The following is a 13811-nucleotide window of genomic DNA, read 5'->3' as shown; positions in this document are numbered from 1 at the left end:
GTAAAATAATTCAAGTATTTTCACGTGTCGGTGAAAATTTTGTTGAAGTTTGTGGAAAACGTAAGAAACAGGGATGCTTGAGGCAGATTCTGTTTATATTCAATAGCGTCAATCGCAGTAATTGGATGGAGAATGACAAGTCCGATTGTTGTGAACGCTATTTTTTCGTGTCTAAAGCATTTTAGCGAAACTCCGAGGTGATTACCTTGTTATTGAATGTAGAGCTGCAAGACTATCTGGAAAGCCTGATTCCCGCACGTCCAGGCATTTTTGCCGAAATGGAGGCTTTTGCAAAAGAAAACAATGTTCCCATTATGGAACCATTAGGAATGGAGCTTCTCCTTCAGATTTTACGAATCCATCAACCTTCGAAGATTCTGGAGATCGGGACTGCAATTGGCTATTCAGCGCTCAGGATGGCTTTTGCCCTTCCAGGATCGAGAATCGTCTCTATTGAAAGGGATATGGAGCGATATACTGAGGCGAAAAAAAATATTAAAAAAGCTGGTGCTTCCGACAGGATTCAAATTATTCATGGAGATGCTTTGGAAACTGTTGAAGAAGCCTCTTCCCATGGCCCATTCGATGCTATTTTTATCGATGCCGCGAAAGGACAGTACAGGAAATTCTTTTCCTTATATTCCTCTTTTTTGCGGGATGGAGGAATCATGGTTTCGGACAATGTTCTGTTCAAAGGCCTGGTTTATGGAGAAGAAATCGAGAACAAAAGGCTTTCGAAACTTGCTGGCAAAATAAACGGCTACAATCAATGGCTAATGAGCCAAAAAGAATATGTGACAACGATCATTCCCGCTGGAGATGGAATAGCCATAAGTTTAAAAAGAGGTGAAGGATATGAAAAGGCCTGAATTGCTTGTGACTCCTACAAGCATTGAAGATATTTCCACGCTTGCCGATGCGGGGGCGGATGCTTTTATTGTGGGGGAGGAACGGTACGCTTTAAGGCTCGCGGGTGAATTTAACCGGGAGGCGGTCCGGGAAGCCATCCACCTTGCCCACGGGAAAGGGAAAAAGGTGTATGTTTCCATGAATGCACTTTTCCATAATGAAAAGGTGGACGAGCTTGCGGACTATCTTTCCTTTGTGTACGAAGCTGGCGCGGACGCAGTTGTATTCGGCGATCCAGCCGTCCTGATGGCCGCGCGTGAAGCGGCTCCCGATCTGAAGCTCCATTGGAATACTGAAACAACAGGCACAAACTGGTACACGTGTAATTACTGGGGCAGAAAAGGCGCGAAAAGAGCTGTTCTGGCTCGAGAAATAAATATGGATTCCATTATTGAAATAAAGGAAAACGCTGAAGTGGAGATTGAAGTACAGGTCCATGGGATGAGCTGCATGTTCCAGTCGAAACGATCTCTGCTTGGCAACTACTTCCTCTATCAGGGCAAAGCGATGGAAATTGAAAACCGCCGACTGGAAAAGGATATGTTCCTTCATGATAAGGAGCGTGGAAATAAATATCCTATTTTTGAAGATTCGAATGGAACTCATATCATGAGCCCGAATGATATTTGCATCATAGATGAACTCCAGGATATGCTTGAGGCCGGGGTTGATTCCTTCAAAATTGACGGTATCATGAAATCGCCGGCATACATCATTGAAGTGACCAGCCTTTACAGACAGGCCATTGACCTTTATACTGCGGATCCCGACAAATATGACGAAATGAAGGAACAACTGCTTGAAAAAATAGAAGCGATCCAGCCGCCATCCAGGCCGCTTGACACTGGATTCTACTTTAAGGAAACCGTTTATTAACCCTGTTTGAATGGGAGATAAAGGAGGTAATTGGCTGTGAACGGAGTAAAAGATAAAATATCCGAAATCATTGACGGAAAGCGGGTTATTATAAAAAAACCCGAACTTCTCGCACCAGCGGGTAATCTTGAAAAGCTAAAAATCGCTGTCCATTACGGCGCTGATGCTGTCTTTATTGGCGGCCAGGAATATGGCCTCCGCTCAAATGCCGATAATTTCACTTTTGAAGAAATGAAAGAAGGCGTTGAGTTCGCGCGGAAGTGTGGGGCGAGAATCTACGTAACAACAAATATTTTTGCCCATAATGAAAACATCGATGGCCTTGAAGACTATTTAATTGGGCTTAGAGAAGCCGGGGTCGCCGGTATTATTGTAGCGGATCCGCTTATCATTGAAACATGCAGGAAGGTCGCGCCTGAAATTGAGGTGCACCTGAGCACCCAGCAATCCCTTTCCAACTGGAAAGCTGTGCAATTCTGGCAGGAAGAGGGCCTGGAACGCGTTGTGCTTGCGAGGGAAACGAGCGCGGAAGAAATCAGGGAAATGAAAGAGAAAACCGATATTGAAATCGAAACCTTCATTCATGGCGCGATGTGTATTGCCTATTCTGGCAGATGCACACTGAGCAACCATATGACAGCAAGGGACTCAAACCGTGGCGGGTGCTGCCAGTCATGCCGCTGGGATTATGACTTGTATCAGCTTGAAGGCAGCAAGGAAAATGCGCTTTTTGGTGAAGGCGATTCACCTTTTGCGATGAGCCCTAAGGATCTCAATCTTCTGCAATCGATTCCGAAAATGATCGAACTTGGCATCGACAGCCTGAAGATCGAGGGAAGGATGAAATCCATCCACTATGTAGCTACGGTTGTCAGTGTATACAGGAAAGTAATTGATTCGTACTGTGCCGACCCTGACCATTTTGTGATCAAGCCTGAATGGATTGAGGAGCTCGACAAGTGCGCCAACCGGGAAACCGCGCCTGCCTTCTTTGAAGGAGTGCCAGGGTATAAAGAGCAAATGTTTGGCAATCATAGCAAAAAGACAAATTTCGATTTTGTCGGGCTTGTACTGCAATACGACGAGAATTCAAAAATTGTCACCTTGCAGCAAAGGAATTTCTTCAAGCCTGGGGATGAAGTGGAATTTTTCGGACCCGAAATTGACAACTTCAATGCGATCATTGAAAAAATCTGGGATGAAGACGGAAATGAACTGGACGCTGCGCGCCATCCATTACAGATTGTCAAATTCAAGCTGGACAGGCCGGTCTACCCATACAACATGATGCGGAAGGAGAAATAACATGGAACGCAAACCAGTTGTTATCGGGGTAGCCGGAGGCTCCGGTTCCGGCAAAACATCAGTCACAAAGGCAATATTTGAAAGCTTCAAGGGCCATTCCATTCTGATGATTGAGCAGGATTATTATTATAAAGATCAGAGCGGCCTGCCGTTTGAAGATCGTCTAAAAACGAATTATGATCATCCGCTCGCATTCGATAATGACCTGTTGATTGACCATTTGCAAAAGCTTTTACGCCGGGAGCCAGTTGAAAAACCTGTTTATGATTATGCACTTCATACGAGGTCGAAGGAAGTTATCCACGTCGAACCCAAGGATGTCATCATCCTTGAGGGCATACTCATCCTCGAGGATGAACGGCTCCGCAATCTGATGGATATCAAGCTGTTTGTTGATACGGATGCGGATATCAGGATTCTCAGAAGGCTTCAGAGAGATATACGGGACCGTGGCCGGACGGTTGAATCGGTCATCGACCAGTACGTCAATGTGGTCAGGCCGATGCACAATCAATTTATCGAGCCGACAAAACGCTATGCAGATGTCATCATCCCGGAAGGCGGCCACAATTATGTTGCCATTGACTTAATGGTGACTAAAATTCAAACTATTCTTGAACAAAAGTCTATTTTATGAAACAATAGCATAGAAAATAGAAAAGCTCTTCAGCACTTTTTTATTTATAATTGGCAGGCCGTCCTTTTTGCAGGCAGGTCTGCCCGTATAATTTTCAATGATGCGCGCCCTGTGAAAGGACGCGCTAGATATGTATTCGGGATCAAACTACATAGCAAAATCATTTGACTGTACAGACTAGAAGGAGTGAACATTGTGGCAACTGAAAAAGTATTTCCAATGACACAGGCGGGTAAGGATAAATTGGTACAGGAGCTTGAGCAACTGAAAACCGTTAAGCGTAAAGAGGTCGTTGAAAGAATCAAAATAGCCCGCAGCTTCGGGGACTTGTCCGAGAACTCAGAGTACGATTCCGCCAAAGAAGAACAGGCTTTCGTCGAAGGCCGGATTACCACTCTTGAAAATATGATCAGGAACGCGAAAATCATACAAGAAAGTGAATTGGCAGGCGATACAGTGACTTTGGGAAGAAGTGTCACTTTTGTTGAGCTGCCGGATGGCGAAGAGGAATCCTACACAATTGTGGGCAGTGCGGAAGCTGATCCTTTTGAAGGTAAGATTTCCAACGATTCTCCGATTGCCAGAAGCCTTATGGGCAAAAAAGTAGGCGATACTGTTTCTGTGCAGACGCCTGGCGGAGAAATGACGGTAAAAATCGTCACCATTAAATAATAGCAACAACGTTTGAAAAACAAGCACCTCGTCAAAGCTTATGGCGAGGTGTTTTTTATGTGGAAAAAACGGGCCGCTGGCATGTGCGTAATTTTTATTTCATGTATATTTATTCTTCTGCTCCGGCTTGTACAGCTTCAGCTTTGGCAGCCGGAGAATTTTTCATCAAGGCATATTAATCTTATTGAAGAAAGTGTCAGACAACGATCCCAGGAAGTATCAATTAACGATGGCAGGGGAGCCATCCTTGACAGGCATGGAACCCCTCTAACTTACGAAAGAAAGGCTGTGCTGATCCTTTTTCCTTTTTTGCAAAAAATGGACTGGCCCTATGAAAAGATTGCCGCCATTTTAGGATACGACGGGGAGGAATTGCTTGAAGCCGTAAAGGGGGCAAAAGAGCCGGTCACAATCGGGGGGCGGCAGCCAAAGGAGCTTACGCTTGGGCAGATTCAAGCAATCAATGCACTGGAGATTCCTGGTGTATTTGCGGCCGAACGGAATATTCCTTTTGAAAAAGTACCGGCAAGCCAGTTGATAGGTTTGTCGGGAGAAAACGCGGAGCTTGCGAAAGAACGTTATCCGAACAAACCAATACCTTCGAGGACGGTCATCGGTTTATCAGGGCTGCAAAAAAGCTTTGATGAATTTCTGATCGGGGAAGGAGGGACAAAGCTTGTTTTTCAAGTAGATGGGGGCGGAGGGCCCTTGTTTGGTTCTAATGCAAGGTATACAGAACCGGAGAACTCTTTATATCCCGCAAGCTTAAAGCTGACAATTGACTTGGGGATCCAGCGAAAAGCAGAAGAGCTTGCAGACAGGCATGGCATAAAAAAAGGCGGCCTAGTCCTCCTGGATATTGGAACAAACAGTATCCTTGCCATCGTATCACGGCCGGAACCGGATAATAAAAATCCCTTCAGCGGAGGAGGCTTTTCCAATCTAATGCTAAAGGAACAAATCATCGGATCTGTTTTTAAAACTGTGATTGCTGCCGCTGCGATTGACAAAGGACTTGCCAAACCACCAAGATTATTTGATTGCAGCAGGAAGATAAATGGGGAGCCGGATCCTGTTTATCATTACGGCATGCTCGATTTTGAAGAGAGTTTTGCGAGAAGCTGCAATAATACCTTCGCCCAGCTCGCAAAAGAATTGCAAAAGGCAGACTCAGGAACGATTGAGGAGTATGCATCGAAATTATCACTGACCGATGGGGTTGGCTGGGAAGGCAATGTCTTTCATCAAGCTCGTTTCCGGCAGTTGCCTGGAGAGGAAAAAGGGAGGATATTTCTTGATGGGCAGGAGCGGAAGGATGCAAACTATGCCGCTTTGACTGGAATCGGCCAGAAGGAAGTGCGGGCGACTCCGCTTGCCGTTGCCAATATGATGGCCACAATTGCAAGGGATGGATTGAAAGAACAGGTCAGGGCTGTTTCGGAAATCGAATATCAAGATGGATTGCCTATGTATGCATTTCAACAAAACGCACTCGGAGGGCCACAGCTTGAAGTATCCACCGCCAAAGAGCTCCAAAAAATGCTAAGAAGGGTGGTCACAGACCCTAACGGGACAGGCAGATGGTTCTCAGGCCTTCCATATGAAGCAGCCGGGAAGTCGGGAACGGCGGAAACAGGAAGGTTTTCAGAAAGCGGCCAATATCATAATAAATGGTTTGCGGGTTATTTTCCTTTTGGAAAACCACGTTATGCTCTCGTGACAGTCAATCTTGACGTAATGGGGGATGAAGGAGGCGTCAATCCTCTATTCGCCGATATGGTAAACTTTTTATATACTTACGATCAGCAGGCAGAGTAGGTTATTCCTTCATCTTTCGGGCTTCTCATGTTAGAATAATGACAATCTTTCTTAGGGAGGCCATGTCAATGGATAATCAATATCAGGGCGGAAACCGCTCGCGATACCGTGCGAAAAGAAAAAAGACAAATATTATATTAAATAGCCTTATTGCCATAGTTGTTCTTTTAATCCTTGCAGTCGGCTTCAGTATTTTTGCGGGAAATGATGACGCAGCTCCCCCAAAACAAGCGGATAAAACTGAAGCGGGAAAGAAAGCTGAAAAGCCGGACGCGGATTCCGGAGGGAGTACTGGGCAGGCAGCCAGTGATGAAAATAACAACCAGGATGAAAGGGTAACGGATGATAGTGAAGCGAGTGAAAATGAAAGCGCAGAGGAAGAAAAAGCGAATGAGGATGAGAACTCTTCTGCGGATGCCGTTGTGACGGACGGCGGAAGTTCCCCGAATGTGAAAAGGACAATCGAGAATCCGGCCTGGAAACCAGCCGGGACAAGCCAGTCCGGCTCTCATGAAGTGACCATTCAAAAAGGAAGTCCAGACTGGAATGACATGCATAACGCGCTTGCCCAAGCGATTGGGACTGATACAAACAATATGACAACCTGGTGGCTGGAAAGGGACAGGAGCTCTGATGGAGGGGCGATTGGCACAGTAACGGCCAAGGGCAGCGACCAGGCATACCGAGTTTACATTCAATGGGTAGACGGGCAGGGGTATAAACCGGTCAAAGTGGAAGAATTGCATGAAAATGATAAGAAATAAATGATAGCAGGGGCTGATTCTGTCCCCTGCTATTTTTTTAATTTGAAATGCACGGCTGCTGTAAAATAAGTCTGGCCGTTTTCGTTCACATGCATCTGGTGTGATACAGATTCGACCTGAAGCATAATCGCCTTGTTCACTTCAATTTGGGAGGCGATCTTCTGCTCCAGTGTTTTCAAATTGGTCGCATCAAAAAATTCAATTTTATCTTCGATTAAGTCAAAATTCAGGTTCAAAGCGGTCATCCTCTCTATTTTCTCCTATTCATTGTAGCGAATACAGGCCATTTCCCGCAATTACGCTGTTGAAGATTCCTTTGTTATATGATAAATTTGGGTCAAGGTTTTGTTTAATTCATAGTATATCAATAGGAATTGTTAGTTTAATTAAAATGGAGCGTGAATATAGATGGGCAGGGAATTTCTCGAGTTATTTGAAGTATGGGCCGATACGTACGATCAAACGGTTGATGGGCATGACAGGGAGTATGAGGAAGTATTCAACGGCTATGAAACGATACTTGATAAGGTTGCGGCGAAAGCGATAGGCCATGTCGTTGAGTTTGGCCTCGGCACGGGCAATTTGACCACCCGCCTTTTGGCACTGGGCCACAGGGTCACCGGAATAGAACCGTCCCCTGCGATGAGACAGATTGCTGATGACAAGCTCGGAGGCAGGGTTTCCATCCTCGATGGTGATTTTCTGCAATTTCCAGAGCTTGAACAGCCGGTTTCGTTCGTGAGCACTTATGCGTTCCATCATTTGACCGATTTAGAGAAACAGGAAGCTATAGCCCTTTATGGCAAAATTTTGCCCGTTGGTGGTAAAATAGTATTTGCGGACACGATGTATGTAAGCGAGGAAGCATACAACAGCGCTATAAATGAAGCAAAAAGCAAAGGCTTCCATAACCTGGCCGCCGACCTTGAGCGTGAGTATTATACAACGATTCCAGTATTGCAACGCATGCTTGAAGAAAACGGATTTCACTCAAGCTTTACAAAGTGCAATGAGTTTGTCTGGCTGATGGAAGGAATAAAAAACGAATGAGAGAGGTATTTAAATGAAAATAGCCATTATCGGGGCAATGGAAGAAGAAGTTTCATTATTGAGGAGCAATATGAAAGGCCAGACTCGGGAAGTCGTGGCCGGCTGTGAGTTTACATTTGGTGAAATGGAGGGAGCGGACGTCATCCTGCTCCGCTCCGGCATCGGAAAGGTAAATGCGGCGATGTCGACAACAATCCTGCTTGAAAAATACAAGCCGGATGCCATTATCAACACTGGCTCTGCCGGCGGTTTCGACCCGTCCCTTGAAGTAGGCGACGCGGTCATTTCTTCGGAAGTCCGCCATCATGACGTTGATGTGACGGCGTTTGGCTATGAATATGGCCAGGTTCCCCAGCTTCCGGCCGCTTTCAAGCCTGATGAAAAGCTGGTCACGGTTGCGGAGGATGCCGCAGCCACCATCGAAGGAATCCAAATAGTGAAAGGAATGATCGCGACCGGGGATTCATTTATGCATGATCCGGAAAGGGTCGAATATGTACGGACCAAGTTTACGGGCCTGCAGGCGGTGGAAATGGAGGCGGCAGCAATCGCACAAGTTGCTCACCAGTTCAACGTCCCCTTCGTGATCATTCGCTCCCTGTCCGATATTGCAGGGAAGGAATCTGGCATGTCCTTTGAACAGTTCCTCGATAAAGCCGCCCATAATTCAGCAACACTTGTCATGAAAATGGTTTCGGCACTAAATAAGTAATTTCGGGACTGAACAGGGGGAGAAGCATGAAAGTTTACAGCAATGTCCATGAATTGATTGGCAATACCCCGGTTGTAGAAATAACTTCTTTCGCTCTGCCGGAAGGGGTCCGGATATTCGCGAAACTTGAGTTCATGAATCCGGGAGGCAGTGTAAAGGACAGGCTCGGCCGTGAATTGCTTCGCGAAGCTTTTGAAAGCGGAAAACTGCGGGAAGGCGGGACGATCATTGAACCGACCGCCGGCAATACGGGAATTGGATTGGCGCTGGCTGCAATTAATAAAGGGATTCAGGTTGTTTTTTGCATACCTGAAAAATTCAGTATCGAAAAGCAAGAGCTAATGAAGGCGCTCGGGGCGAAAATTGTCCATACCCCCACAAGTGACGGTATGAAGGGCGCCATCCGGAAAGCCGAAGAAATGCTGAAGGAAATTCCGGGTTCTTATTGTCCCCAGCAGTTCGGCAACCCGGCAAATCCGGAGACGTATTATAAAACTCTCGGCCCCGAACTTTGGGATCAACTTGATGGAAAAATTGGTGTGTTCGTTGCCGGCGCCGGTACCGGGGGTACCTTCATGGGGACAGCCCGTTACCTGAAAGAAAAAAATCCTGGCATTAAAACGGTTATTGTTGAACCAGAAGGCTCTATTTTGAACGGCGGTGAATCAGGGCCGCATAAAACCGAGGGGATTGGTATGGAATTCCTCCCAGGGTATATGGACAAAAGTTATTTTGATGCGATTCATACAGTGATGGACGATGATGCATTCAGGCTGGTGAAGGAGCTGGCTGCGAAAGAAGGGCTGCTTGTCGGCAGTTCATCCGGCGCAGCATTCCATGCGGCTCTCCTTGAGGCGGAAAAAGCTCCAGCCGGAACAAATATTGTGGCCATTTTTCCTGATGGCAGCGAGCGCTACTTAAGCAAAAAGATTTATGAAGGCGGGATATAAAAATGAAACGTAAAACAAGGTTAATACACGGAGGAATCCCCTCCGACCCCCAAACAGGGGCGGTCTCATTCCCGATTTACCAGGTAAGCACGTATAAACAGGAAGGCGTCGGCGGCCATAAAGGCTTTGAATATTCAAGGACGGGAAACCCAACAAGGCATGCCCTCGAGGAACTGATTAAGGATCTAGAAGGCGGCTATGCGGGCTTTGCGTTCGGCTCCGGAATGGCGGCAATGACCGCGGTCATGATGATGTTCAACTCAGGGGACCATGTCATCCTGACAGATGATGTGTACGGCGGATCGTTCCGGGTAATGACGAAGGTACTGAACCGGATGGGAATTGACACGACATTTGTTGATACGAGCAATTTGGATAATATTGAAAAAGAAATCAGGCCGAATACAAAGGCGATCCACCTTGAAACGCCAACGAACCCGCTGATGAAAATCACCGACATCGCCGGGGTGGCAAAAGTGGCCAAGAAACATGGCTTGTTGACAATTGTGGATAATACCTTCTCAACCCCATATTGGCAAAATCCACTTGAACTTGGTGCGGATATCGTTTTGCACAGCGCGACAAAGTATATCGGCGGCCATAGTGACGTCGTAGCCGGCCTTGCCGTGGTAAACAGCGAAAAGCTGGCCCAGGAGCTTCATTTTGTCCAAAACTCCACAGGAGGCGTGCTGGGGCCACAGGATTCCTGGCTGCTGATGAGGGGAATAAAGACGCTCGGAATCCGGATGGAAGAAACAGAGGCCAATACAAAAGCGATTGTCGATTTCCTTGTGAGCCATCCGGGAGTTAAAAAGGTTTTCTATCCGGGCCTAGAGGACCATCCGAACCACTCCATCGCCAAAAAGCAATCAAGAGGCTTCGGCGGCATGGTTTCGTTTGATGTGGGCAGTGCTGAAAAAGCCGATGAGCTTTTAAGCAAGGTTAAATATTTTACACTTGCGGAAAGCCTTGGCGCCGTGGAAAGCTTGATTTCCGTGCCAGCGAGGATGACTCATGCCTCCATCCCTGCAGAAAGGCGCGGAGAACTGGGCATCACCGATGGGCTTGTCAGGATTTCTGTCGGCCTTGAAGATGCCGAAGACCTTATTGAAGACCTTAAAAATGCATTAGAATAGTCTCAAGATTAAGCCGGTCCATCATTTGGGCCGGTTTTTCAATTCTCTTCCGTTTTTTGGATGACGGACTTCGAATGGGTCACTGGGCTACAAAAACAATGTTCCAACAATGTTAATAATTACATCGCTCGCTAGGCTGTTAAATATGTTAAATTAGTTTAGTAATCTTTTAGAAAAGCAGGTGGGCGATATGCAAAAACATGCAAAAGATTTATATGAAAAAATGTGCGATACCAAATGGTTTGGCATCGTTCTATTGGCAGCCGGCTCATTTTTTTACCTTGGAGCGATTCTTCCCACCCCATCGGCCGATTCCGTTGATAAAATCGGCATGACGGTGTCTTCACTCGTTTTCCTGGCAGCATCAATCCTCTTTTTGCAAAAATCGAAAGAATATCGTGAAATGCTATTGGAACATGAGGATGGAGAAGAGTATTTCTCTTAATATATAAATTCTGCGCCGTTGCGGCGTTTCAGACTGTAGCCAAACCGGGGAGTGCCGGGGGGGCTATGGTCTTTTTTCATTTCAGGAATGTACGCCAGTCAGCTAGGCTGCAATTCCGGGCTTCGTTCAGGAGTGCTTCCGGGCGGCCTCAGTTAAACGCCGTTTTGTGTCCTTGTGTACTAAAAGGGGATTTAGAACGCGGATGGCATTAGGCTAACCTCTCTTCGCGTTCTAAAGGGAGACTTAGAACACGGATGGCATTAGGCTAACCTCTCTTCGCGTTCTAAAGGGAGACTTAGAACGCGAACGGCACCAGGCGAACGTCTCTTCGCGTTCTAAAGGGAGACTTAGAACGCGGAAGGCATTAGGCTAACCTCTCTTCGCGTTCTAAAGGGAGACTTAGAACGCGGACGGCACCAGGCTAACATCCTTCCGGGTTCTAAAGGAAGACTTAGAACGCGGACGGCACCAGGCTAACATCCTTCCGGGTTCTAAAGGAAGACTTAGAACGCGGACGGCACCAGGCTAACATCCTTCCGGGCACTAAACGAAGACTTAGAGCCTGAACCCTGCCCGGCAATTCCCCCTCCGGGCACTAAACGAAGACTTAGAGCCCGAACGGCGTCCGACCATCATCTCTCCGGGCACTAAATGAAGACTTAGAGCCCAAACGGCCCCCGGCCATTATCCCTCCGGGCACTAAACGAAGACTTAGAGCCCGAACGGCCCACGGCCATTATCCTTCCGGGAACTAAAGGGAGACTTAGAGCCCGAACGCCCCCCTCATCCATCCCTCCGGGCACTAAACGAAGACTTAGAGCCCGAACCCTGCCCGGCAATTCCCCCTCCGGGCACTAAACGAAGATTTAGAGCCCGAACGGCGTCCGACCATCATCTCTCCGGGCACTAAATGAAGACTTAGAGCCCGAAAGGTACCATCCAAACGTCGCTTCGGGTACTAAAGGCAGAATCAAAGGTCGACAGCACCCTTCCTCTGTTACTTGGGCCTAGATGTTAGCGTAGGCAGCGCGCTGAATAACCCAAAAAAACACCTTAGTATTCCTTTTAAAATTCTTTTAGACTGCAAAATAGGTAGGGATGGAAAAATTTTCTGATAAAAGGGTTTACAAATGCATTCATAGTGGTTATAATTACCTGTGGAAGCAAAAAATACCTAACCTGAAAGGAGGCATTACCATGATCAAGTTTTACAACAACCAAAAAACTTTATATAAGAATCATGCATGTTCTGCCTTCAGGGATTGGATTGCTTAACAGTTTTAATGTGAATCAGCCGTATCCATACCGTGGGAGAACTTTGCCCTGCGGTATTTTTGTGCCTAAAATTCACTCACCCATATAGGAAAGCCCTCCAGTACGTCAGGAGGCCTATATTAGGGTGATTGTCTGCCGCAGAGATTCTTTTATCCCTGCGGTTTTTTTGCGCCCAAAAGGATATGAAATGAATAAAGGAGGTGACATAAATGGTATTAAACATTTTCTTTGTAACTGTGACAATCAAAAAACGAGTAATAGACCCGGAAGAAATCAAAAGACGGGAAAGCATTCAGAAAATTACCGAACAAAACAAAGATCGCCAATTTTCAATGTACCGCCCGTTCTAATTTAAGGTGGTGATAAACAATGACACTTCATATTTTCTTTTTTACAATTACGATTCAAAAAAGGAACTACAGCCCGGAAGAACTGATCAACATCGAGCATACAAGAAAGATAAAAGAAGAAAACAAACATCGAATGTATAGTCTTTACAGGCCATTTTAATCAATGAAAGGGTGGTAATGATAAATGGAAAAGTTATTCATATTGCAGAAAAGAAGAGGTTGCCTTTGGATTTTGACAGATACCGGTTAATTCAAGGGTTCCGAAAGGAGGAACTATAAATGCCGATCCACTGTTTTTTACTGACATTTATCTTTCGGCGGAAAAATAAGCAATAGAGGCCGAAAACATACAATACTGTACGGTTTTCAAGGTTTATACTATAATAAATCTTAAGATATGAATAATGGACAGAGCGAGGGATGCTGGTTATGTTCTTAATGGTAATGGCACTTATTCTTACTGGCGTAATAGGCTGTATTATTGCAGCTGAGGTAAGTGTAGAGGATTAAGTTTTAAAAAAAGGGGTGCCGGGAAGTCAGTTTATCTGATTTTCCGGCACCCGTTTTCGTTTTCCATCAAATTATCTCCGGCGTCCCGGCCTGAACCATAAATAAACGATCAGCAGGACAGCCGCGACAGCCGCTATCAGCCGCGGGGCTGAGATGTCCCCGAAAATGACTTGTGCAGCTGCAGCAGTAATAACAAGAATCAATACTAAAAGCAAAACTACTTTTTCCGGCATGGCGCTCCCCTTTTTCTTCCTATCTCTTAGCTTACATTGTACCGTCCGGCTTTCCCAAAGTCCAAAGGCCATTTTGCAAATACAAGCAGAATGTTGATAATTCTCAACAATATAGTGATTCTTTTAGCAAAATACGGAAATTTTCAGCGGACAGACACTTTCCAGCCCA

16 protein-coding genes are annotated in these 13811 nt (G+C 46.1%); 14 read left to right on the top strand and 2 right to left on the bottom strand.

The window, feature by feature from the left end:
• The first annotated feature begins 212 nt into the window (after positions 1–212).
• The 7 genes from BN1002_RS13610 (at position 213) to BN1002_RS13580 (ending at position 6981) form a co-directional block, all read left to right on the top strand.
• Positions 213–869: an O-methyltransferase gene (locus tag BN1002_RS13610; protein ID WP_048827949.1), complete on the top strand. Its 657-nt coding sequence runs from the start codon at positions 213–215 to the stop codon at positions 867–869.
• The gene (locus BN1002_RS13605) at positions 856–1785 is read left to right on the top strand and encodes a peptidase U32 family protein (RefSeq protein WP_048825686.1); all 930 of its coding nucleotides are present in this window, start codon (positions 856–858) and stop codon (positions 1783–1785) included. The genes BN1002_RS13610 and BN1002_RS13605 overlap by 14 nt, the downstream gene beginning before the upstream one ends.
• A 36-nt stretch (positions 1786–1821) precedes the next feature.
• Positions 1822–3090 carry a peptidase U32 family protein gene (locus BN1002_RS13600; RefSeq protein ID WP_048825684.1) on the top strand — a complete coding sequence of 423 codons (1269 nt, stop codon included), beginning with the start codon at positions 1822–1824 and terminating at the stop codon, positions 3088–3090.
• A gap of 1 nt (position 3091) precedes the next feature.
• Entirely contained in the window at positions 3092–3727 is a 636-nt protein-coding gene (gene udk, locus BN1002_RS13595) for a uridine kinase (protein ID WP_048825682.1), read from the top strand.
• Positions 3728–3922: 195 nt separating this feature from the next.
• Positions 3923–4399: a transcription elongation factor GreA gene (greA, locus tag BN1002_RS13590; RefSeq protein WP_048825679.1), complete on the top strand. Its 477-nt coding sequence runs from the start codon at positions 3923–3925 to the stop codon at positions 4397–4399.
• Between the two features lie 57 nt (positions 4400–4456).
• A complete protein-coding gene (locus BN1002_RS13585) occupies positions 4457–6217 on the top strand; it encodes a peptidoglycan D,D-transpeptidase FtsI family protein (protein WP_048825677.1) in 1761 nt (586 codons plus the stop codon).
• Between the two features lie 68 nt (positions 6218–6285).
• Complete coding sequence (locus tag BN1002_RS13580; protein WP_048825675.1) at positions 6286–6981, top strand: DUF1510 family protein; 696 nt, start codon at positions 6286–6288, stop codon at positions 6979–6981.
• Positions 6982–7010: 29 nt separating this feature from the next.
• On the opposite strand, the gene BN1002_RS13575 is transcribed toward BN1002_RS13580, so the two are convergent.
• Positions 7011–7217, bottom strand: coding sequence for a DUF2536 family protein (locus BN1002_RS13575; RefSeq protein ID WP_048827947.1), 207 nt, complete (start codon positions 7215–7217; stop codon positions 7011–7013).
• Positions 7218–7389: 172 nt separating this feature from the next.
• Here BN1002_RS13575 and BN1002_RS13570 point away from each other — a divergent pair, with 172 nt between their 5' ends.
• The 7 genes from BN1002_RS13570 (at position 7390) to BN1002_RS23355 (ending at position 13059) form a co-directional block, all read left to right on the top strand.
• On the top strand, positions 7390–8031 hold the full coding sequence (locus BN1002_RS13570; protein WP_048825673.1) for a class I SAM-dependent DNA methyltransferase: 642 nt from the start codon (positions 7390–7392) through the stop codon (positions 8029–8031).
• 13 nt (positions 8032–8044) lie between these two features.
• Entirely contained in the window at positions 8045–8743 is a 699-nt protein-coding gene (mtnN, locus tag BN1002_RS13565) for a 5'-methylthioadenosine/S-adenosylhomocysteine nucleosidase (protein ID WP_048825672.1), read from the top strand.
• Positions 8744–8769: 26 nt separating this feature from the next.
• Positions 8770–9693 (top strand): PLP-dependent cysteine synthase family protein, encoded by a 924-nt coding sequence (locus BN1002_RS13560; RefSeq protein WP_048825669.1) that lies wholly within the window; start codon positions 8770–8772, stop codon positions 9691–9693.
• Positions 9694–9695: 2 nt separating this feature from the next.
• Positions 9696–10829, top strand: coding sequence for a bifunctional cystathionine gamma-lyase/homocysteine desulfhydrase (locus BN1002_RS13555; RefSeq protein ID WP_048825666.1), 1134 nt, complete (start codon positions 9696–9698; stop codon positions 10827–10829).
• A 190-nt stretch (positions 10830–11019) separates the two neighbouring features.
• Positions 11020–11274, top strand: coding sequence for a YrhC family protein (locus tag BN1002_RS13550; protein ID WP_048825665.1), 255 nt, complete (start codon positions 11020–11022; stop codon positions 11272–11274).
• 1484 nt (positions 11275–12758) lie between these two features.
• Positions 12759–12899, top strand: a complete 141-nt coding sequence (locus BN1002_RS23360; RefSeq protein ID WP_082036241.1) for a YrzI family small protein — start codon at positions 12759–12761, stop codon at positions 12897–12899.
• 19 nt (positions 12900–12918) lie between these two features.
• Entirely contained in the window at positions 12919–13059 is a 141-nt protein-coding gene (locus BN1002_RS23355; protein WP_082036240.1) for a YrzI family small protein, read from the top strand.
• Between the two features lie 421 nt (positions 13060–13480).
• On the opposite strand, the gene BN1002_RS23775 is transcribed toward BN1002_RS23355, so the two are convergent.
• A complete protein-coding gene (locus BN1002_RS23775; RefSeq protein WP_156129720.1) occupies positions 13481–13642 on the bottom strand; it encodes a hypothetical protein in 162 nt (53 codons plus the stop codon).
• Between the last annotated feature and the right edge of the window lie 169 nt (positions 13643–13811).

Origin of the sequence: Bacillus sp. B-jedd (genome assembly GCF_000821085.1) — a bacterium.
Taxonomy (GTDB): domain Bacteria; phylum Bacillota; class Bacilli; order Bacillales; family Cytobacillaceae; genus Bacillus_D.
Note: the sequence above shows the minus strand (reverse complement) of the source record. Positions and strands in the feature narration are given on the sequence as shown.